The sequence below is a fragment of the Virgibacillus kimchii genome (genome assembly GCF_055379185.1).
In genome coordinates, this window is sequence record NZ_AP043951.1 from 836,499 (window position 1) to 859,796 (window position 23,298).

General features: G+C 36.1%; 18 protein-coding genes. 7 read left to right on the plus strand and 11 right to left on the minus strand.

The window, feature by feature from the left end; all coding sequences use genetic code 11:
- Positions 1–116 precede the first annotated feature (116 nt).
- The 4 genes from ACZ42C_RS04200 (at position 117) to ACZ42C_RS04215 (ending at position 7,474) form a co-directional block, all read left to right on the plus strand.
- Positions 117–1,547, plus strand: coding sequence for a type I restriction-modification system subunit M (locus ACZ42C_RS04200; RefSeq protein ID WP_461183652.1), 1,431 nt, complete (start codon positions 117–119; stop codon positions 1,545–1,547).
- Entirely contained in the window at positions 1,537–2,823 is a 1,287-nt protein-coding gene (locus ACZ42C_RS04205) for a restriction endonuclease subunit S (protein WP_461183651.1), read from the plus strand. Before ACZ42C_RS04200 ends, ACZ42C_RS04205 begins: the two co-directional genes overlap by 11 nt.
- Positions 2,820–5,762, plus strand: coding sequence for a type I restriction endonuclease subunit R (locus tag ACZ42C_RS04210; protein WP_461183650.1), 2,943 nt, complete (start codon positions 2,820–2,822; stop codon positions 5,760–5,762). Before ACZ42C_RS04205 ends, ACZ42C_RS04210 begins: the two co-directional genes overlap by 4 nt.
- Before the next feature lie 68 nt (positions 5,763–5,830).
- Positions 5,831–7,474 (plus strand): hypothetical protein, encoded by a 1,644-nt coding sequence (locus ACZ42C_RS04215; RefSeq protein ID WP_461183649.1) that lies wholly within the window; start codon positions 5,831–5,833, stop codon positions 7,472–7,474.
- Here the strand turns inward: ACZ42C_RS04215 and ACZ42C_RS04220 are convergent.
- Positions 7,466–8,197, minus strand: coding sequence for a M48 family metallopeptidase (locus tag ACZ42C_RS04220; protein ID WP_461183648.1), 732 nt, complete (start codon positions 8,195–8,197; stop codon positions 7,466–7,468). The genes ACZ42C_RS04215 and ACZ42C_RS04220 overlap by 9 nt on opposite strands.
- A gap of 824 nt (positions 8,198–9,021) precedes the next feature.
- Here ACZ42C_RS04220 and ACZ42C_RS04225 point away from each other — a divergent pair.
- Complete coding sequence (locus ACZ42C_RS04225; protein ID WP_461183647.1) at positions 9,022–11,253, plus strand: type I restriction-modification system subunit M/S; 2,232 nt, start codon at positions 9,022–9,024, stop codon at positions 11,251–11,253.
- A 312-nt stretch (positions 11,254–11,565) separates the two neighbouring features.
- Here the strand turns inward: ACZ42C_RS04225 and ACZ42C_RS04230 are convergent, their stop codons facing one another.
- The 6 genes from ACZ42C_RS04230 to ACZ42C_RS04255 all read right to left on the minus strand — a co-directional run bounded on the left by ACZ42C_RS04230 (position 11,566) and on the right by ACZ42C_RS04255 (position 17,019).
- Positions 11,566–11,745, minus strand: a complete 180-nt coding sequence (locus tag ACZ42C_RS04230; protein ID WP_461183646.1) for a Spo0E family sporulation regulatory protein-aspartic acid phosphatase — start codon at positions 11,743–11,745, stop codon at positions 11,566–11,568.
- A 337-nt stretch (positions 11,746–12,082) separates the two neighbouring features.
- Positions 12,083–13,591 (minus strand): IS66 family transposase, encoded by a 1,509-nt coding sequence (gene tnpC / locus ACZ42C_RS04235; protein ID WP_461183808.1) that lies wholly within the window; start codon positions 13,589–13,591, stop codon positions 12,083–12,085.
- Between the two features lie 136 nt (positions 13,592–13,727).
- Positions 13,728–14,084, minus strand: a complete 357-nt coding sequence (tnpB, locus tag ACZ42C_RS04240) for an IS66 family insertion sequence element accessory protein TnpB (RefSeq protein WP_461183806.1) — start codon at positions 14,082–14,084, stop codon at positions 13,728–13,730.
- A complete protein-coding gene (gene tnpA, locus ACZ42C_RS04245) occupies positions 14,078–14,404 on the minus strand; it encodes an IS66 family insertion sequence element accessory protein TnpA (protein ID WP_461183807.1) in 327 nt (108 codons plus the stop codon). Before tnpA ends, tnpB begins: the two co-directional genes overlap by 7 nt.
- A gap of 839 nt (positions 14,405–15,243) precedes the next feature.
- Positions 15,244–15,408 (minus strand): aspartyl-phosphate phosphatase Spo0E family protein, encoded by a 165-nt coding sequence (locus ACZ42C_RS04250; protein ID WP_461183820.1) that lies wholly within the window; start codon positions 15,406–15,408, stop codon positions 15,244–15,246.
- Positions 15,409–15,837: 429 nt separating this feature from the next.
- Complete coding sequence (locus tag ACZ42C_RS04255) at positions 15,838–17,019, minus strand: IS256 family transposase (protein WP_464891313.1); 1,182 nt, start codon at positions 17,017–17,019, stop codon at positions 15,838–15,840.
- 125 nt (positions 17,020–17,144) lie between these two features.
- Between ACZ42C_RS04255 and ACZ42C_RS04260 the strand changes: the two genes are divergently transcribed.
- Both ACZ42C_RS04260 and ACZ42C_RS04265 read left to right on the plus strand, forming a co-directional pair.
- Complete coding sequence (locus ACZ42C_RS04260; RefSeq protein WP_461183253.1) at positions 17,145–17,387, plus strand: hypothetical protein; 243 nt, start codon at positions 17,145–17,147, stop codon at positions 17,385–17,387.
- 221 nt (positions 17,388–17,608) lie between these two features.
- Complete coding sequence (locus ACZ42C_RS04265; RefSeq protein ID WP_461183254.1) at positions 17,609–18,784, plus strand: tyrosine-type recombinase/integrase; 1,176 nt, start codon at positions 17,609–17,611, stop codon at positions 18,782–18,784.
- A 7-nt stretch (positions 18,785–18,791) separates the two neighbouring features.
- On the opposite strand, the gene ACZ42C_RS04270 is transcribed toward ACZ42C_RS04265, so the two are convergent.
- The 4 genes from ACZ42C_RS04270 to narI form a co-directional block, all read right to left on the minus strand.
- Complete coding sequence (locus ACZ42C_RS04270) at positions 18,792–19,706, minus strand: tyrosine-type recombinase/integrase (protein ID WP_461183255.1); 915 nt, start codon at positions 19,704–19,706, stop codon at positions 18,792–18,794.
- Between the two features lie 712 nt (positions 19,707–20,418).
- A complete protein-coding gene (locus ACZ42C_RS04275) occupies positions 20,419–21,951 on the minus strand; it encodes an FAD-dependent oxidoreductase (protein ID WP_461183256.1) in 1,533 nt (510 codons plus the stop codon).
- An 84-nt stretch (positions 21,952–22,035) separates the two neighbouring features.
- Positions 22,036–22,479, minus strand: coding sequence for a hemerythrin domain-containing protein (locus ACZ42C_RS04280; protein WP_461183257.1), 444 nt, complete (start codon positions 22,477–22,479; stop codon positions 22,036–22,038).
- A gap of 67 nt (positions 22,480–22,546) precedes the next feature.
- Positions 22,547–23,278, minus strand: a complete 732-nt coding sequence (narI, locus tag ACZ42C_RS04285) for a respiratory nitrate reductase subunit gamma (protein ID WP_461183258.1) — start codon at positions 23,276–23,278, stop codon at positions 22,547–22,549.
- Positions 23,279–23,298: the final 20 nt, after the last annotated feature.

Below are 23,298 nucleotides of genomic sequence, written 5' to 3' on the forward strand. Positions count from 1 at the left end.
TATGCAAAAAATTTAGCACATTACTTCAGGGAAGTAAATAATTAATCTGGAGGAATTTGAATAGAATGCCCCTATTTCGGAGGGAATAAAGTGACGTTTTACAGGAATCAGCGAATATTCTAAGAGGAAGTATTGACTCATCTGATTATAAGAATTACATATTTGGTTTATTGTTTTTAAAACGATTGAGCGATGTATTTATCGAAACAGCAAAAGAAATAGAACGTGAAGAAGATGATGATTATGGTTGGTATGACCGTGATGAACATCAGTTTTTCGTTCCCGAGAGAGCCCGCTGGACACAAATCCAAATCCAAACACAGGATATCGGTAATACTATTAACAAAGCTTTTGAAGCACTGGAAGAGGAAAATCCATCTTTAGTTGGTGTTTTAGCTAACATCGACTTTAATGATAAGGATAAATTGCCCGATAAATTGCTATTGCAATTGATACAACATTTTTCTTCCATTGATTTAAGTAATGGGAATCTCTCTGAACCAGATATGCTTGGACGTGCTTATGAATACTTAATTAAACAGTTCGCCGACGATGCTGGAAAAAAAGGCGGCGAATTCTATACACCTTCAAAAGTTGTTGAACTGATTGTGAATCTGATTAAACCAGAAGAAGGAATGAGGGTTTGCGACCCTACTGTTGGTTCAGGTGGTATGCTTGTTCAATCAGTGGACTACATTAAGTCTCAAGGTGGAGACCCACGTAATTTATCTTTACATGGCCAGGAACGAAACTTGAATACATGGGCGATTTGTAAGATGAACTTATTGTTACACGGTTTAAGCGACCATAGAATTGAACGCGGAGATACGATACGAGAACCTATGCTCTTAGGTGACGATAAAGAATTGCTTTTATATGATAGGGTAATAGCCAACCCGCCCTTTTCTCTTAAGAATTGGGGGCGTGAAGAGGCGGAAACCGATGAATATGGCCGCTTCCGTTTTGGTATACCACCCAAAAACGCTGGAGACTATGCCTTTGTTCAACATATGGTATCTACGCTGAATCATGAAGGTAAAGCTGGCGTCGTTATGCCACATGGAGTTTTATTCCGTGGTGGAACAGAAGGAAAAATTCGTGAAGGTCTGTTAAAAGATGATTTAGTAGATGCAATTATTGGGCTGCCATCCAACCTTTTCTATGGAACAGGTATCCCTGCTTGTATCTTAATTCTGAATCGAAATAAGGCCGATAATCAAAAGGGAAAAGTTTTTATCTTTGATGGTTCCAAAGACTATGAGGAAGGCAAGAATCAAAACGTCTTGAGAAGCGAAGATATCGATAAAGTTGTTCAGGCTTATGATGCTTGGGAAGACCAAGATAAATTTTGCAGAGTCGTTGACTTGGAAGAAATTGAAGAAAATGACTACAACTTAAACATTGCTCGATACATCGATACAACAGAAGAGGAAGAAAAAATTGACGTTCAAACAGCATTGGATGATTTGAAAAAGTTGGAGAAGGAACGAGATGAGATAGAAGAGGAGATGTATGGGTATTTGAAGGAGTTGGGGTATGGTGAGTGAATTGAATAAAGGACCATTTGATTTAGGGGAATTACCTTCTGATTGGAAAATAAAATACATTTCCAATATCACAAAAGAACATAAGCAGGGATATTATACTAAGGATGAATATTCGCATAGTGGTGTGAAACTAATCCGAGTTACTGATTTGTTGAATCAAAAAATTGAGTTTGACAATATGCCTTCCTTGAACATTGATGAAAAGACATATAATCAATTTAAGGTAGATGATGGTGATTTCCTTTTTGCTCGCAGCGGTGGGATAGGTAGGTATGGTATTTTTAAATATCAGTATCCTAAGTCTATATTTGGTTCCTATCTGATAAGGTTTAAATTTGATACTAGTACTGTAGATAATAAATTTGTAGGTTATTTCTATGAATCTTATCTCGCTAAAAAGCAGATAAAAGCCATAACTCAAGGTAGTTCAAATATAAATATTAATGCAGAAAACATAAAATCTTTACGTCTGCCAATCCCAATGCTAAAAGAACAACAAAAAATCGCAACAATCCTTTCCTCCGTAGATGAAGCAATTGAAAAAACAGAACAAATCATCGAACAAACAGAGACGGTGAAAAAAGGATTAATGGAACAGTTGTTGACGAAAGGGATTGGACATACGAAATTTAAGAATACGCCGATTGGGAAAATACCTCATAGTTGGGAAACAGCAATCTTTTCTGACTATATTAATGTTAATCCAAGATATAATCTTCCAAAAGATACAGAATTACCATTTGTAGAGATGGCAGCAGTGCCAGAAAAAAATAAAAATATAACATATTTTCAAATGAGAAAGGTTGGTAATGGTGGAGGGTCTAAATTTACAAATGGGGATACACTTTTCGCGAGGATAACCCCTTGTACCGAAAATGGTAAAACTGCATTTGTTCAAGGGATGAATTTTGAATTCGGACTTGGTTCCACTGAATTTATAGTTTTTTCCTCTAACTCTCCTAAGATACTACCTGAATTTATTTATTATTTGACTAGGTCAGAAAGAATTAGAAATTATGCAATTAGCCAGATGACTGGTTCAACAGGTAGACAGAGAGTTCCGGTTACAGTCTTCACAGAGAAATTACTAATAGCGATACCACCTATAGAAGAACAACAAAAAATAATAAATGTAATTTCATCTAATGAAATCAAAGTTGAAAAAGAACGAACAAAGCTAGATAAGTTAAGTAAAGTTAAAAATGGTCTTATGCAACAACTCCTAACCGGTAAAGTTCGTGTCCCAATCAATGATAACGAGGAGGTTCCGTCATGAGCGAAGTACAGCCTTGGAATGAAGAGACGTTAGTGGAAAATCGAATGATTGACCAACTTCAGAAGCTTGGCTACACGTATGTTCATGGTGCGGAACTGGATAAAGAACGCACGTCGCAAATGGAAGTAGTTTTAAAGGAGCGGCTCATAGAATCGATTCAACGATTGAATCCATGGATAAATGAGAACAACTTAAATAAAGTGGTACGCAATGTTACACATATGGAAGCAGCAAGTTTAATGGAAGCCAATCAACAATTTCATGAACTCCTCATAAATCAGCTTTCAGTTCAACAAGATGTCGGAAGTGGACGAAAGAACCAGACGGTAAAACTGATTGATTTCGATAAAATCGATAATAATGATTTCATCATTACCAATCAATTCAGCTACACCCACGCAAATGATACGATTCGTCCTGATATTATGTTGTATGTCAATGGTTTGCCATTAGTGGTGATTGAATGTAAAAGTCCAGTTTTACCTCCAGATGAACAGATTGGACAAGGGGTGAAACAGTTACGTCGCTATCAACAAGAAAATGAAGCACTTTTCCATTATAACCAATTCCTCATTTCCACGAGTAACGACCGTGCAAAGGTTGGAACGATTGGAGCCAAAGCACAACATTATAGTACCTGGAAAGAACCCTATCCGTTAACTATTCAGGATGTGGGGGACAATCCAACAACGCAGGATATTTTAACGGTAGGGATATTGGAAAAAGAACGACTGTTTGATATCATATTAAATTTTATTGTCTATGAACCAGAAGATGGCCGAGTAATTAAGAAAATGGCTCGATATCAGCAATACCGAGCAGTAAATAAAGCAGTAGAACGAATCCTGACAGGAAAACACCCACAAGCTCGTGGCGGGGTCGTATGGGCGACACAAGGGTCTGGTAAATCTTTAGCAATGGTCTTTTTGTCCATGAAGTTACGTCGAATGAAACAGTTAGAGAACCCTGTCATTGTTGTTGTGACAGACCGACAAGACTTAGATGCTCAAATTACTGCTACATTTAAACGATGTGGATTTCCCAATCCGCAGCAGGCAGAATCAGTAGACCAGTTAAAAAAGCTGCTAACGCAAGGACCCGGTGCTACTGTTATGACATTAGTACATAAGTTCCAGACAGATGAAGATGAAGAATATCCATTGCTCACAGACTCGGAAAAAGTCAATGTTCTTGTTGATGAATCGCATCGAACACAATACAGTTCACTTGCCATGAATATGCGTACAGGACTTCCAAATGCAACCTATATCGGGTTCACAGGAACACCAATTGATAAAGAAGATAAGAGTACAGTAAGAACTTTTGGAACCTATATCGATAAATATCCGATTGAAAAAGCAGTGGAAGACGGGGCAACGGTACCCATTTTTTATGAAGCAAGATTAATTGATTTACATGTCCAAGGGGAGACTATTGATACTTTATTTGACCGTTTCTTCCGTGATTATTCCGATGAAGATAAAGAACGAATTAAGCAAAAATATGTGACAGAAGAGGCGTTGACTGCATCTCCTAAGCGTTTAAAAACGGTCGTACTTGATATCATTGACCATTACGAACAGCATATCCAGCCAAACGGATTTAAAGCACAAATTGTTACGGTTTCTCGTCAGGCAGCCGTAGAATATAAAAAATTGATGGATGAGTTAAGTGATTATGAATCAGCTGTCATTATTTCGGCTGGTCATAATGATTCAGAAGAAATGAAACAGTATGGTCTGTCACAGGCAGAAGAAAAGGAAATGATTCAACGTTTTAAGAAGCCATTAGAGGAGGACCCGCTTGCCTTTTTAATTGTCTGCGATAAGCTTTTAACAGGCTTTGATGCACCGATTGAACAGGTGATGTATTTGGACAAGCCTTTAAAGGAACATAATCTTCTTCAGGCAATTGCCAGGACCAACCGAACTTATGATAAAAAGACACATGGTTTAATTGTGGATTATTATGGTGTTTCCCGCTTTTTAGAAGAAGCACTCGGTATCTTTCATGAAGAAGATATCAAGGGGGCTATGCACCATGTGGATGAGGAAATTCCGCGGTTACAATCCCGTCACCGCAGGGTGATGCAATTCTTTGATTATATACGAAGAGATGATGTGGAAGCTTGTTTAAAAGTGCTGGAACCAGAAAATGTGCGTAATACATTTGATACAGCCTTCAAGAAGTTTTCTGAAAGCATGGATATGGTGATGCCAAGTCCAAAAGCGAAAGCCTATGTCGATGACTTGAAATGGTTGGGCAAGATTCGGCAGTTAGCAAAGTCTCGATACAAGGTCGATGATGGCTCGATGGATATATCCGATTGTGGTGGTAAGGTACGGGAACTCATTGAAGAATATGTATATACATCGACACCTGAAATATTATTTGAACCTGTAAATATCCTAACTAATAAGTTTGATGAAAAGCTGGATGAATTAAAAACGCCTGAAGCAAAAGCGGCAGAAATGGAACATGCGATTAAACATGAAATCCGAATCAAACTGGAAGAAAACCCTGTGAAATACACATCCATAAAAGAACGATTAGAGCAGTTAATTGAACAACGGAAGGCACGGCAATTAACGATTGAAGAACTACTGGAAGAATATCATGCCATGAGAAAAGAAATGATGGATATGGAAGAAGAGAGTCAATCGTATGGTCTGAAAGATGCCAAACAGTTGCCGTTTTATCAGATGCTGGAGCAGCAAATTCCAGTGGAAATGGAACAAGAAAGCATAAAAGATTTAACTGAAATTATCACGGACATTATTCAGGATAATGCAGTGATTGATTGGACAGAAAAAGAAGATGTGAAGCGTGAGATGAGAAAAAGATTAAAGAAACAGCTTCGGGCAAGCTCCGTTCCTAATAAACATGTAGAAAGTGTAGCAAGACAATTGATGGAACTTGGTGAGATTCATTATAGATAAATCATCTTCGTAAGGCATAACATCAAAAAAGATGTTGTGCCTTAATTATAAATGAAAGGAAAGAATCAATGAATATACTTCAAAAAATAGGCGAGGAAAAACATATCACCCTCATTAATTATGGGCCAAATGATTTAAGTACTAGTCATTTGATAAAGAAATTGGTTGATAATCAAAAGTCGATTATCAATTATTATACAGCTAAAGAAAATTTGCAGATTAACAATATGAATGATTATATTGATATGTTTTTTTTAGACTATATTATAAGCTTTAAAGAATTCGTTGATTTAATTAACGCTCCATATAAAGAGGTTGTAGAAAAGTTAATAGATAATGCTAACATATTTAGACAAGCTATTAATAACAAATCGATTATTGTATTTATTAACGAGAATTATGAAGAAATTTTCAACTATAAGAATAGCTTAGTCTATGAAGGCATAGAAAAAAGAACTCTAACCTACATTGTTGAATTTAATAAAGGGTTAGATTTTGAAGAAATCATGAAATACTTAATCCATCATAATATTATCTTTTTTATCGATAATATTGAATCTCTTTACCCAATTGTAAAAAAACACAACAAGGGGATAATGAACAACCTGTTTGATGAAAAGGTCCAGTTAAATAAAATCTTTAAATATAGATTTGAAAAAGCTTGTAAATTATGCATCAAATTTTATCGGAATAACGAACATGAAATTGCTCAACTAATGGCCAATAAACTATATTCTATGTTGAAAAATGACTATAATCTCTTTGTTGAAGGAGAACAGCCATATAAACTTGTTAGGGAATTTAAATTAGTGACACGTACATTAAAAAGCATTAAAAACAATAATTATTACGAGGCAAAAACTATATATAATAAGGTTGAAAAATTATCAGATGAGTATCTAAAAAATTATGGACAAGTTTATGAATATGAAATATCAAATAAAGATTATATTAATCTGATTGAAAAAACTGCAGCTGCAAAACTCCCAGGGATAGATAAAGTCTTCTTCCTAAGTCATCGATTCGATGAAAATAATTTATGGGCATCTGTTTTAGAAGAAATTAATAATAAGATAGAACCAAGTGTTATGGATTTCGTATCCTCCCCGGTAGATACAAATGATTATTTTACTTTAAGCAGGCAGCAAATGAATCAACAATTTATTGATGACCAATCGGTAAACATACACTACTGGATAACTGTAGGGAGGAAGAATGAATTTTTCTCTATTCTTTCCAATAATGTAAAGATACTATTTCAGGAAATGAATCTCGAATTGGAATTAAATGAAGAAATAAACTATTTAAAAGCCATTATAGAAATAATTCATAAGACACAAAACATAAGACAAGATATTTCAATATATAATGCTGTTTTCTACATTATTACATTGATTGAAAAAATATTAAGAGAGTTGTTTACCCAAATAGAAGAAGATGCAATATTTAATATCGAAAATCATACATTATCTAAATTACTTGATGATAAAAGTCCAATCTTAAAACTGGTCGGCACACATCAAATTAAATGGCTTAGGTTTTATTTATTAAAAAAAGATAATATAGGACTAGATTTAAGAAATCGTATTGCACATTACAGAGAAATACAAATTAGTGAGATTACAATTTTAGATTTATATAGAATGTTATGGTTTCTTACTTCGATAATTAATTCAACTCTAATAAATATTATTAACAGTGATTCAAGGTAATAAAGTTTCCAATGAATAACCATTAACCCTTAACCATTCTTTTGCTTCCTCGTAATGGGGGAAAGTTGCTTTAACCAATCTCCAAAACTTTTCATTGTGTTCAGGAACAATTAGATGAACCAATTCATGTACAACTATGTAATCAATTATACGAACTGGTGCCATTAAGATTCGCCAATTAATATAGATGTTCCCGTTTGGTGTGCACGTACCCCAACGTTTATACTGGGTTCGTAATTGTATTGATTTAGGTTCTATACCTAGTCTGGGTTGATAATAATTTAAACGCTCTTTAATTTTCTTGAAGCCGTATATTCTATACCATTCGGTTAAATACTTTTCGAGCTTAAACTGTATTTCTTCTTGAGACCAATTCTGTGGAACTGTAGCAATGAAACGACCTTGTTTTAATTGGATATTCCCATTTTTAACTGGTTCTTTTAATACTTTCAGCCTGTAATTCCGACCTAAATACGGAATTTTTTCACCACTAACAAATTCAATGGGTTCTACGATAGTTTTTATTTCATTTAATTCACTAATTTTTTGTGTTATCCAAGGTGCTTTTTGCTGTACATATCTAGTTATTACATCATCTTCTATATGAGTTGGGAAATATACTTCCACACCATTGACTAAATTAATAACTATTCTTATATCTTTGCGTTCTTCCCGATATGAACTGTAATGAATCGATGTAGTTCCGTATTTTATTGTTGGCATTTTGATACCTTCCTTCAGATAAATATCTTACATTTAAGCAAAAAGAAAAACAAATAAAAAGGAGAACTCCATTAGTAGATACAGAGGAATGAAAAAGAATAAATTATAAATGAAATCAAATATAAATCCGAGGACACTAAATTATTGATTATTGCGGATGAAATGAGCCACTTATGCATAGTTTTGAGCCACCATTTGCGGAGATGAGAACCACAATAGTAAACCGCTCTTTTAGGAAGAGAGTCAGAGCCACAGCGAAAGCTGCTTGCCATTGACCGTAACGCCCTATTCTTTGCATTTGATGGAAGGTGTCGGGGCTCCGCCAGCAAATGCTTAGAATCGGTTTGTCCGTGTTATTATACTTGAGCAGGTTTGCCTATTTGGCATTATTTATGACAGACATGCGATTATTCCTCAACACGGACAAAAGTTAAGTCAATGGTGGCAGCAATAGTATTTGCGCTATTTATGGCAGAAAAATAATCGTGGCTATCGTGGCTCTCCTTACCGCAGTTACTGGCTCAAACACCCGCATTCAGTGGCTCAAAAGTCCGCACTGCTGGCTCAAACTGTCCGCAATACTCAATAATGGGAATATGATTATCTAACCAGGCATTTTATTGAGAAACCATACTGATTTCAAGTATAATTATATTGAGTAGTTTGACAAAGGGACTCTATAGACGTATATATAGATTAGAATCCAAACAGGGGAGAGACAAGGAGAATAATAGACAATACTTCTTTAGATAGCTGCAAATATACAATACTTAGTGGACTATTAAAATAATTAAACACTTAAGAATATCTGGGAGGCGTGGAACTTGAATAACATCGACATCGAACAATTATTAAGAAGTTCAAACGATAGATTAAATACAGTGGATTTTAATGAGTTGATTCTAAGAGGATTAGAGAAAGATATTGATTTGGATTATGATGATATCTATGAACTACAGAAAAAACATAATCGATTTACAAGTGAAGAAATGGCCCCTAGAATAATTAGTCAGTTTTTGAATCATGTAGCTCTTGAAGATATCGATGTCTTAGTTCCATGGAATATATATGGTGAACTAATAACGCCAATTTACAATCAAGTTCGCAGTAGTGTTTTGATTAATAATAATGAAGCATCAGCTGAAATAACTGAAGTGTTATTGAAAGGTGAAAAACACAAAATAGAAAAAGGAGATAGCTTAAAAGCTCTAGATAAATATCAAGATAGGAAGTTTGATTTGATTTGCAGTTATTCGCCTTTAGCGTATAGAGTAAAAGCTAATGTAAATAATGAAAACATAAGTGATGAGTTAAATCATTTACATATTTTAAAGTCATCAAAATTGCTAAGCAAAAATGGAAAAATGTACTTTATAGTTGCAGAAAAGTTTTTTAATAGAAACAGAAAAAAATCTATTCTTCCCGTTTTAGAGAATACTGGTATTTATCTAGATGCTGCTTTTTATCTTCCACCTGGAACATTAATTAATACTGGTATTGGAGCTTATTTAGTTGTATTAAGTCATAAAAAGTATAATGAATTGTTTGTTAGTGAACTCAGAAATGAAAATATTGACCAAGCTATTCAAAATTGGAAAAAACGGAGAGAAAGTAAATTACTTCAAAATGGAAAGTTAGTTGGTTACAAATCATTTACTTCTTATGTAAAGCTGGAAAAGGAACTTGAAATTAAAAGACGTGTAAAAAAGAGTAATCTTCAGAAAACCCCTTTAGCAAATCTATTTATGGAAATTAATGCTTTGCCAAAAGGTAAAGCTACGTTTGAGCATTACCCGAATTCAATTTATTTACCTAATATCGGTCTGTCCAAAGCAGTCGATAGTCCTGAAGAAATGAAAAACAAACCACAAAATTATTTTCAAATTATATTAAATAATGATGTCAATACTACTTACTTAACAAGATGGTTTAATACAGAATTAGGAATAACTGTTAGAGAAAGTTTAATGAGTGGTGGGTATATTAAAAAAATTAACCGCACAAATTTAATGAATGCAAATGTATATCTCCCTGAAAAAAATGTGCAGCAAGAGATAATTACTATTCAATCTAAAATTGAAGAGTTTAAAAATGAATTAGAAAGCATTGAGCGAAAGGCATGGAACTTTCCTGATAGTTACCCTAACTTAAATAAAAAACTGGAAAAGTTAAATAGAGAAGAAGGCTTTGTTGAATGGGTTGAAACTTTGCCTTTCCCGTTAGCATCCATAATTTATAAATATCATGCCACAAAGGATATTTCATCAAAAAAAGAATATCTATTGCATTTCTTTGAAGCATTTTCCCAATTTCAAGTTGTATTAATGCTAAGTGCATTCGAAAAAAACGGTAGTAATTTAGATGAGAAATACATCTATCATATCGACACTGAAAAATTAGCTAAAGCAACTTTTGGTGGATGGGTGCATATAGGTGCAAACCTTGCAAAAAAAATAAGACAGTTACTTGAAGATGAACCTGAGCAATGTCTAAGGTTATTTCAACATAGAAACAGTACTTTTATAAAAATGATTTCCTCAAAAGAAATTTATAAGATATTGGAAATAACAAAAAATTATCGGAATGATTGGAAAGGACACGGCGGTGTAGAAAGTGACAATGAAGCAAAAAACAGACTTATCCTTCTTGAGAAAGAACTACATGGTTTAAGAAATGTAATCGGAGATATATATGAAGATTATCAATTAATTCAGCCTGGAACTGGCCATTTTAGTTCCGAATTGTATCATTGTAACTGTAAATTGTTAAAGGGAACAAGAAATACTTTTGTTGAGCATGAAATAGAAGTGCTAAATGGTTTAAATATAGAAAGTTTATACTTACTTGAAAAAGATGGACACGAGCCTCTAGAATTACTACCGTTTATCAAGTTGATGCCTAGTCCAAATACACAAGTTAATGCTTGCTATTTCTATAACAGATTAGAACAAGATGGTGTAAGAATGGTGTCTTATTACTTTGACCAAGATGCTGATGTAAAAATTCATGATGATTCAATACAAAATATAATAAATAATTTAAACTTTAATTATTAAAGTAATTGGGTTAAATAATGAATGATTGTAACTCTCGATTTAATTCGGGGGCTATTGCTTTTGAATAATAAACATTTAGGCAGTCAAAAATAGCTTAATACTTAGAGGGGAAATAAACCAAAAAATAAGTAAAAGAGACAAGTGTAGTGCATGAGGTTATATGGTGAAGCGGGTATTCTGCTCTCTAGCAAGCCAGGTCTTTAGACTGCTGGCTTCTTTGCTAGGAGTGCATGGCCCGTAGAGACTCCATCTGGATTTAGATGAAAATTAATTACTTTTATACATTTCTATCAAATACAAATTAGAACTAGTTTACAAATTCTTATTTTCTTCTTTTTGATATTCAAGTATTAGTTCATCAAGTTTTTGGCTACATTTAAGAGTTCTCTTATTACTAATTCCATAAGTTTTTGCTGTAGAGAGCATTTCTATTCTTTTATCTTCAATTAATTTTGTCAAATTCTGCTTTGTATTTCTCGGGGGATGTAGCATTTTTTTACCACCCTTAGCTTTTGGTAATGCATTAGTACTATATTTAGAATGCTAACTAGTTATATAGTACTATATTTTGCTATAAATTATCAATCAATATAGAACGTACGGTTAAACATATTATTAATGAGATTAATTCAGTGGTTCATATAATTGATAGGAGGTTAGTGTAAAGCAGAAAATATTTCAGTCGAAAATGGATGAGAGGAGTAATCATATTTGAAGGATGAAAAAGATGTTGGAAAAGGAATAACTTCTTCAATTAAATTCATCGTCATCATAAAGTAAGCGTAAAATAGTCCACACCTATTTTTCAGATGTGGACTACTGTTATAATTTATTTAGATTTATTAGGAACGCGGCATTCATCAGGGAGTGAAGCGGACCACGGCAGAAGTCGAGTCAACTGCACTTCATCAGTCGTATCTATATTGGGAAGTTCCTCAAACAGGTAGCTGAGGTAGTTAAATGGATTCAGTCCATTTTCCTTGGCCGTCTCCACAACACTATAAATGATCGCACTGGATTTTGCTCCTTTTGCGGTATTGCTAAAAAGCCAATTTTTCCTTCCGATCACAAAAGGCTTGATGGACCGTTCAGCTCGATTGTTATCAATCTCCAATCGGCCATCCTCCAAAAATGCCTCTAAACGTTCCCATTGGTTACGACAATATTTGATGGCTTGACCAAGCGCACTTTTTGGCAGTACGCGTGGTGTTTGCTCTTTCAACCATGCCAAAAAAGCCTCCAGCACTGGCTGGCTGCGTTCCAAACGCTTTTCATAGCGTTCTTGCGGACTTTTGTCCTTTAAATCTCGTTCAATATCAAAAAGCTTATTACAGAAGTCCAAGCCTTCGTTTGCCTTCACAGCCGTAGTGGCTGCGGATTCAGGAAGAGCCTTGAGTGCTTCTGTGAATTTGCGCCGTGCGTGCGCCCAACACCCAACAAGGACAACGTCAGGAAGCCCATTGTAGCCGGGATAACCGTCTACATGCAGGTAGCCCTGGAAGCCTTTCAGAAATCGGCGTGGATGTTTGGCCGCCCGTGTTTGCTGATAATCGTAAAGAACGATGGGTACATCAGTATGCCCTGAGCGATATAGCCACATGTAGGAGGTGGATGTTGCCGGCCGTTCCGGCTCGGATAAAACTTGCAGTGTCGTCTCATCCGCGTGCATCGTATCCAATTCCAATAGTTGGGCGTGCATTTTGTTATAAATGAGCTCCAGCCATGTGATGGCACCGTATACCATCCAATTGGCCAGTGTCTGCCGTGGAATGGATACACCGAAGCGTTCCAGGTGTTTCTCTTGCCGGTAAAGTGGCATGCCCTCTACATATTTTTGTGTCATGGTGTAAGCCATGGCGGATGGAGAGGCGAGGCTCCCAGGAAATACTGGCTCCGGCATCTTCGCTGTCACAATAGGTGTTTCAATTTCATGGCGTTCGCAATGCCGGCAGCTATATACGTGGCGCACGTGTTCAACGACTTTTACTTGCGCAGGAATGATTTTTAATTCTTTACGCACTTCCGTGCTCATATCGTGAAGATTTCCTCCACAGCACGAACAGACCTGTTCCTCATCGGATAAACGATATTCGATCGTTTCCGTAGGCAGGTTTTCCAGCTTTTGTTCACGCTGACCACGCTGTTTCTTGCGTTTATATGTAATCGTTTCGACAGTTGGTTCTTCCACCGTCGTGTCAGTAGTATCTTCGGCCTCATTGAAAAGAGAGAGCTGACCTGAATCGGTCTTCTCACTGGAAGATCCAAATCTGCGTTGTTGGCTCAAACGAAATTGTTCTTCGTACCATTTTAATTTTGCCTCCAACGCTTCTTTTTCCATCTCAAGCTTTTCATTTTGCGCTTTATAATATTCAATTGACTGGGTTGATGTATGCGCTGTTTTTTCCATAAAATAAGTATACGATAAAGAATTCGACTTGCCTAGTCGAATTCCCGTATTCCTATATTTCAATCTTTTAAATAATGGTACGCGCTTTCACCTCACGGTGTGCCTGCCTTTGTTCAATTGGCAAACCATCCAGCAGCCAGCGAAGCTGACGAGGACTGATATTCATAGGTGCTGTGTCCTTTTCTGATGGCCAATGGAATGTTCCCTTTTCCAACCTGCGATAATGCAGCCAAAACCCATTGTGCTCCCACTGCAGGATTTTTAACTTGTCACGTTTCCGATTACAGAACACGAACAAACAAGGAGAAAAGGGATCGAGGTCAAAGCATTCTTGAACAATCACCGCCAGACCGTCAATAGACTTACGAAGGTCTGTGCTTCCGCGGGCCAGGTAGACACGCTCAAATTGTAAGTTTGTCAACATTGATTTCGCAGGACATGGATGATATCGGATAGTAATCCAACATTGGCTCCTGGTCGCACTTCGACAGAAAGAGCATCAAAGTGGATAAAGATAGGTCCTTCTCCTTTGGAAGAAATATTTTCCTCTTCCACCTGGACGGCGAGCCATTGTGTTGGTTCCTGTTCAGAAAGATTTTCCTGGTTCTCGAATCGCTGGATCCAATAATACATCTGGTGGGCTTTGATTTCATGATCCCGACACCATTCGGCTACACTTTGCCCGCTATCTTTCCAAGCATCATACCGCGCTTCCCATTCTATTCTCTTGTCTTTTAGAGTCATCGCATAACCTCCTGAATTCATTTCTAAGAAGATTATCGCATGGATGACTTTCTGATTCTATGTGTGTTTTATTTGACGCTTACATCATAAAAGTATTTAACTCTGAAGAAGTTTATTATTGTGAGACAGTAGAACATGTAAAAGAAACTATTGAAAAATTTACAGCTCACAAAAGTGAAATCAAGGAAAAAGTGCGTGTTTTTGAAACTAAGCAGGAAATAGACTTAGATGAAATATAAATCTAAATTGCCTAAATGGTGGCTGTCAATAACAGAAACATCTTTGTATTTGAATAAATAATGAAATAAACAATGGAATTGAAATTTGATTAATATTTAGGCCATGCTGTGTAAAAAAGGATGAATAATTTGTTAATTGAAAGTGTGGATAGACAATGATGGAACCGAGTGAGAATCACTTGAATCAATTTAATTAACACAGAAAAGAGATATGCAAACTTATTTAGTAAAAGATATGTTTATTGATTATTGCGGCTGAAATAAGTCGCTTATGCATGGTTTTGAGTCCACCTGCAAATGCTTAGCCTCGGTTTGTCCGTGTTTCATACACTTGAGCAGGTGTGCTTATTTGGCATAATTTAGAGAGACCTGCAATTATTCCTCAATACGGCCAAAAGTTAAGTCAATGGCAAGCAGCTTCCGCTGTGGTTCTTACTCTCTTCTTAAGAAAGTGGTTTACCATTTTCCGCAACTGTTCGTCCAAAACTATTGGCTGGTTCAGCTCAATATTAATTTAATAAGTAGATGGTACCGAACGTCTAAAGTCATTTTATCAGATGATTTAGTCATATTTTGTATGAAGACTGAATTTTAAATGTATTATTCCAAAGTATGTTTAGAACTATTTTTCAACCGTTTCCTTGCTTGCATCTGATATTGAAGGATTAACTCATCCAGCTCTTGGCTACAATTCAATGTTTCTTCACTATTTATTCCATGCTCTTTTGAAAATCGAAGCATTTCTTCCTTTTTATCTTCAATCACTTCTATCAAATGTTGCTTTAGATTGCAGCATTGTTAACACCTTTTAAATTTCAATCCGAAAGAAGCAGTTTAAGTGAGTAAGAAATACTATTATCAAGACATAACATCATTTATTGGAATGAGTTCAAGTATTAACTGATTTGAATAGAAGTGAATGGAAAATCAGTTAGATTTATTATGAATAAAAAAACAAGGTATAAAACTTGATAAAACAAGGATTAAATGAATATAAAAATAAAATTTAAAAATAAATTGGAGTTTTTTACACAAAAAAAATTGAGTTGGTACAATTAATATAGAACGATTTAATAACAATAAGGTTCCGTCAAGAAGTATGTGTAAATTTTAATAGGGTATTCCACAGAATTGGTGGGGGAGCAGACATCATCCCCCGGGTACCCGGGGGATGATGTCTGAAAATTCTCCCGGTTACACTTTGCTTGTTTTTCCATATCTTGCTTCAAACATGTCTTGAAGCGGTTGATAAGCACTCGCAAAGCCTCGCAGTTTCCGTTCTGCCCATTTTTGATTGTAGTCAATGGATTGGAGATAAACCACTTTCTCTGCCGCCTTTTCGCTGGGCAGGCTGTTCATCGTCTTGGTACGTTTTTTGATTTCCTTCATCGTTCGCTCAATGATGTTTGTCGTGTAGATCATGCGCTGGATGGATGACGGGTAATTTAAAAACGTCAGAAGCACATCTAAGTCTTTCTCCCACGATTTGACGATTTTAGGATGCTTAGCCTCCCAAGCATGTTTAAAAGTCTGGAATTGCTTTTTGGCTTCTTCTCTTGTACTTGCCTCGTAAATGGGCTTTAGATCCTCGGCAACGGCCGTTTGGTCTTTTTTGCGCACGGCATTTATGGCATTTCGGATTTTGTGAACGACACAGCGTTGCACATCAGCCTTTGGATAAACTTCTTTCATTGCGTCTTCTAAACCAGGCAGGCCGTCAAATACACCAAGCAGCACTTCCTCGGCACCACGCTTGTAAAGGTCAAGAAGGATTTCTTTCCAACCGAGTGAACTTTCTTGGCCGCCGACATAGAAACCGAGAATCTCGCGATAACCATCTTCGGTGATGCCAATGACCAGGTAGACGACTTCGTTATCAACGTCATCGCGACGCAGCTTGAGATAGGTTCCATCAAGATAAAGAACCGAATAGCGTTTCTGCAGCTTGCGCTCTTGCCATGATTCGATATTTTCCAGTGTGACATCCGTTATATTGCTTACCGTTGTTGCCGAATAAGCAGAACCCAACATGTGCTCGATCATTTGACCGATTTCACGGGTGCTGATGCCTTTCTGGTACATTCTCGTGACCGTTTCTCCAACCCATTGGTCACGGCGCTGGTAAGGATCAAACAACTCCGTCTTAAATTCACCGTTGCGATCACGCGGAACAGCAAGGTCATCGATATGACCGTGCTTGGTGTCGAGAGTGCGTGTGTAGTACCCGTTTTTCACCTGTTTCAGTTCAGGGTGCTCCACCTTAAAAAACTGTTCCATTTCTTCTTTCATAATGGTTTCCAGGTGCTCTTTGACAAAGTCACGAACAAGTGTGTCAAGTTGATTCATAAAGTCATTATTGGTTATACTATGAGACATGGTAGGGTTTCTCCTCTCTTAGAATTTTAGCCAATTCCGAGGGTACCCTACCTCGTTTTTTGTCTCAAATAATTTACACAAACTATTTTACGTCATCAACAATAATTAATGAAAGGAAAATGCTTATGTCTAATCTAAATAATTGTGTAACTGATATTGAGGAAAAACAGGAGAAGAACACAGAATATCAAATTAAAAAGGAGTTGAAACAGGATTATCCAATCCTTAGATGTAAATACTGTGATAAGCTTAAACCAATTGTTGCTATGAATATGTGTGATGATTGTAATTGGGAGCTATATATTGATGAATGCATGGAAGAAATTGAAAAACAAGAAAGAGAAGAATTGGAAAGGATGGAGTGTTGAAAAACAGTGTAACTAGTATAAGTTACTTATTGGCCAATCCTTATTTAGGTGAAACTTTGTCTCAAAAGGATATAAATGCTTTGATACATAATATCTATTTAAAATAAAACATTTAATATTAGTTAAGAAAATGGGTTTTTGTCCAACTTTCATAACTATATTAAATAACTATGGAAGCAAATAAAATTAGATGACAACAAATAGTTCGGAGGAGAATTTATATGCTACAACAATCAATTCAAAATAATAATGGTCCACAAGAAATTACAGAAAAAATAAAAAAAGAATCAACACACATAACCGAAGCGTTAGAGGAAATGACAATTCATCAAGATTGGTCTAACTCTACTATAGAAAGTTATAGAAATGATGTAAAGAAATTCGAAGCGTATTTAATGGAGATGAATATTGAACCAACATTAGAAAATGGGGAAAGCCTAAACTTTGTAACCGGTTGGAAAAAACAGCAAAGAGAAAATGGAGTTTCTAATAACACTATTCGTAGAAGGATGGCCTCTTTAGCTTCTATATTTAGTCTTTATCAACATTTAGGCATTGTTAAAGTAAATGCATTTAATGTAGTAAAGGTTCCGGTAACTGAAGACCGTTCTCATTCAAGTGTAATGGATATTTCAGAATTGAAAGAAGTATACAAAGCTATTCAGGAATTAAAAGAAGAAGATATAGATGTAGAAATCCCAATTAAAATACTGATATTCACAGGGCTCCGAAATCAAGCAATATCCTCACTAAAGGTTGGAGACATTGATTTTAATGAAGGTAGGCTTATTTACAATGCTCAAAGTAATAACTCAAAAAATAAAGTCCAGGTTTTGCCTATTCCACCCGGATTATTAAAATTGTTGCAGCAGTATGTTGAATGGAATCATATGAAGCCGGAAGAACCACTATGTGTAGGAATCAAAGGACTGCCACTTGCAAACAAGCAATTAAACAGGATTACAAATGCTGTTTGTGAGAAACTCAATTGGACTGGAGAAAAAAGAGTAACTCCTCATGGATTTCGTTATTCTATAGCTACGCTACTTGATGAAAGAGGCATGTCTAAAGAAAATATAAAGTATTTACTAGGTCATAGTTCAACTGATAATGTACAATTCTATATTAAACGGAATAAAAGAAAAATACATCAACTGCAAATAGCATTAAAGGAAATAGAGGATGAATTGGAAGATTCTCTAGATGACAATGAATCAGTAAGTACAGAAAAAGTGACAAACATATCAAACAGAACGAAAGATAGAGAAGAAGCACCTAAAGATAATAAAGTGGAGTTGTCGGACGATTATTTAGCTGAGATAGCACTTGCAAATCCAGTACTTTTTCAAAAAATCATAAAGAAAAAATATGGTGTAGAACAAACTAATGCCTCATAAAGAGGCATTAGTTTGTTATTTTAAAAGAATTAATAGCATTCCTTTTTTGCTCTAGGTCAACATGGGTATAGACTGAAGTAGTTGCCAAACTTTCATGTCCGAGAAGCTCTTGCAAAGTTCTGAGGTCAACTTTATTCGTATCATCTTGTCCTTGCAGGAGTAATGTAGCAAATGTGTGTCTTAGGTGATGTAAAGAAAAACGCTTCGGTGGCAGACCGGCTCTTGATAAAATATCTTTAAATACAACATGTAAGCCTCTTGGATTTAATTTATCCCCGTTTTTATTTAAAAATATTGGTTCATCCGCATGCAATTGGTGTTCGCTTAATTTATCTCTATACTGATAGAATAAAGGGATTACAATAGGGTGGAGGGGGAGGAGACGCTCTTTTTTTCCTTTCCCAAATACCCGAATGGTTTGATTTGATAAATCCACTTGCTGCCAGGTTAAGTCTACTAATTCTTGTCTTCGCATACCGGTTGTCGCAAGTAATTTAAACAAAAGATTATTTCGATAAGCTAGTGGGCGTGTGTCATGTTCTAACCATCGAAAAAGTTTCTGAAGTTCTTCTAACGACATATAAACAGGCAGTTTGTCATCGGATTTAGGTGCTTGGACTCCTGCCATGAAATCAACATCAATAAAGTTCTCTTTTAGACAAAATTGACTTAATGATTTCAAACATGAAATTCGTCGTTGTAATGTTCTGGGCTTTGTCTGATGGTTTATTACTTGGTCTTGGATAAATCGTCGACTTGTAGAGGAAGCTAAATCTTCTATAAGTAAGGACCGATTATATTTTATTAAAAACCTCTCATAACATTGCAAATCAAAGGCATAACCTTTAAGTGTATTTTCGGAGTAATTCTTTTCAATTAACAGGTAGTTCAAAAATTCATCACAAGCCTGGGAAAAAAGCATAAGTTAACAACCTCCAAATTAATGTATTTATGGGTGATACCTTTAATTTATGTGTCGTCCATTAAAGTTATAGGACTAAAATAGGAAATTATGAGCCGCAGACCATTAATTATAGTAAAGTTGGAATGGGCAAGTTCCGGTTAATTATTATTATAGGAACAAAGGGAAACACTTATTGTTCGGTAAAGTTTTTCTTCTAGTTTACATAATATTTATTATAGGAACCAATTCTTGTCATGTTTCATAAACCAAGTATACTAGTGATAGTGAGATGGAATGAGATGAAATCGAGGGAGGTTTATGGAAAGTAAATAAAGATTTACTTTCAAACTTTGCCTTATCATTGACTGACTTCTGGTTACCTTCTTGAGTTGCTGCAATGGGTTTATTTACCGAAATTATTATGATCAGTTTAGCTATACATTATTCCAGGAACACAGATACTCATCCAATTAAGTTTTGTTGCGGTAATTTATGCACCTGGCTTAGCTGAAATATTCCTGGTTTATTCCTTTTAATTGTACTTACTTTTATTTAGTTATAATCCGAAGTATTACATGTGTTGATAATTACAATAAACTTTTCTGGTCTTACTGAAATATATTTTAGTTTTTGTTGTGAAGATTTCACAAATGCTCATTGGCTTTAACGGCTTTTAAATTTATGTATTCCAGTTTAAAAAAACAGAAAGCAAGCAATATTGCCTGCTTTCTTACGTTTTGTCTTTTATCTCGGTTAGTGGCTTTTTTGCGGGTCCTTCTAGTACTTCACCGGTGTAGGAAAATCGTGATCCGTGGCATGGACAATCCCACGTGCGGTCACCGGAATTCCATTCCACCTCACAGCCCATATGTGTGCATGTAGTATCTACAACGTACAGATTATTATTGTGATCCCTGTATGCACCGGCACGTTTTCCTTTTATTCTTGTAACTGCAGCTTCATCAGGTGGTAATTCATTCAAACTTTCCTTGGGCCTGTCAAATTTGCCTTTAATCATATGCTTTGCTGCATTTGCATTTATTTGCATGAATTTGCGTAAAGATGGATGTGCATGAAACCTTGATGGTACAAATAATTCTTCATACGGACTGGATTTCTCTACTATTAAATCACTAATTACTTTTGCGGCAATCGTACCGTTTGTCATCCCCCATTTACGGAACCCTGTTGCAACAAAAACATTATCCTCACTCTTTGAAACAGGTCCAATATAAGGAAGTTTATCGATCGTCGTCAGATCCTGTGCTGACCATCGGTAAGAGAATTCTTCAATGGAAAAATTTTTCCCGGCATATTCATGCAATGCCTGATAATGTTCTATCATCGATTTGCCTTGGCCAGTCTTATGATTTTCCCCGCTTATCAGCCATAAATCCTCTCCGTTCAACTCTGTACTCCGAATTGAACGTGTAGGCGATTCAGCATTAATATACATGCCTCCGGGGAATTTCTTCGGTGATTTAACCGCAATAACATAGGAGCGTTCCGGATACATTCTTGAAAAATAAAAACTCTGCTTATCATAAAACGGAAAATGGGAGGCTGAAATTATATAATGGCAATTAATACGGTGTCCGTTCCCCGTTACAATGGAAGGGTGTTTACTGCCGTATTCTACATCAACTGCCGTCGTATCTTCGTAAATTTCCGCTCCATTTTTCACGGATTTCTCCGCCAGTATGCTTAAATACTTTAACGGATGAAATTGTGCCTGGTTTTCCATCATAAGGGCGGATTTCATCGGAATATCCAATGGTATTTTATCTGTTAATTCACTCGGGATTTTCAGCTTATCATACGCTTTTTTTTCTTTTTCCAATTGTTCCAGATAATCTTCTGAATCTGTAAAGATATAGGCATTTTCATTTGTTAAATCAGTTTCAATGGCATTTTCTTTGATAATTTCTTCAATTATATCGCGGGCTTCCATTCCTGCTTCATAATACTGTCTTGCTTTTTCCACCCCAAAATGCTGAATAAATTCATCGTAAATCAGCCCGTGCTGGGCAGTGATTTTTGCGGTAGTGTGACCGGTTGTTCCGTTCAAAATGGTACTGGCATCTATCAGTGCCACCTTTAAATTTTGCTTAGCCAATAAATAAGCCGCTGTTAATCCGGTAATACCTCCTCCTACGATACCGACATCTGCCTTAATTGATTGGTTCAAAGCGGGAAAAGTTGGCAGGTTGACTGAATCCTGCCAAAAAGATTGGGGAAACTGAGACATTTCGTCTTTCGTCAAAGTTTTCTCCTCCTTTACATACATTATGCTAAAGTTTTCCCTTATTGGTTAGAAAATATGTTTATAAATGAAAAAACTGCCACATTAAGTGACAGTTTTTTCATTTTCATCCTTGAACAGGGTCGTTTCCTCGCTATGATTATGTATTTCCTTTATGACCAGTAATGCATGAAACTGATTTAACATGGCTTTTGTAATCAACTTTTCTTCTTCTAATTGTTCCTTAATGTTCCGAATGATAATCCGAAACAGATCATGATCTCTTGAAAGCATATGTAAGTTTCTTTCCAATTCCGGTTTCTTTTCCAGAAGTTCTTTATAAAATCCGTCATCTTCTGTATCAGCATGGGCAATCACGCGGGTTTCCCAATATTCAATAAGTGCTTCTGCTGCTTTTAAACAATCCTCTTTCCGATTTTCATAAAACAGTTTCTCCGTTACTTCAGTCAGGTCCCTTGCTTCCACATATGCCCCATGGTGTATTGCGCTATGTGAATCCAATTTCCTTAGTGATGGTCCCGTTACCAAAATAAGCTCCCTCCCTGATTATTTACTCATCCCTGCCCTCTTTGTTCATGAAGGCAGGGATACCATATTAATTAATTTCTTTTTTATGTGCATCCTTCTTTTGTATTACAGGTTTATTGCTTCTGAATACAACGTAATTTCTCCTCAAGTATTTTAATGGCAGGCTGAACACATGGACCAAACGTGTAAACGGCCAAATGGCAAATAGAACAAATGCCAGCGAAACATGCAATTGGAAACCGATCGGCGCTTCTGACATTGCAAGGATCATACCTTCGGATGGACGGAAAGTCAGAATTTCCCGTATCCATGGCCCTATTACTATCCGATAGTCAAAGTCGCCTCCGGTAGCGGTATAGCCAGCTGTATTGGTAAAGCCGACCAGTACAACAATCCCCAGCATGATCAGAGCTACATAATCACTGACAGAGCTGTTTTTTACGATCCGTTTAACAGAAACCCTCCGCAAAAACAGGAAGAATCCCCCTACCACAACAGCCAGCCCTGCTATGCTGCCAAACCAAATGGCACCAAAATGGTACATATCATCATTGATTCCGATGGCATCAAACCATTGTTTGGGTATGAGCAGTCCTGCAACATGACCAAAAAACACAAAGATTATTCCCCAGTGAAATACAGTACTTCCAAATCTTAATCTTTTTTGTTCCAAAAATTGACTTGATTTGGCCTGCCAGCCAAACTGATCATAATTATATCGAATGATATGGCCTAATATAAAAATGGTTAACGACAAATATGGAAGAATGACCCAGAGAAATATATCAAGGTTTGTCATGGAGCTCCAACCCTTTCACA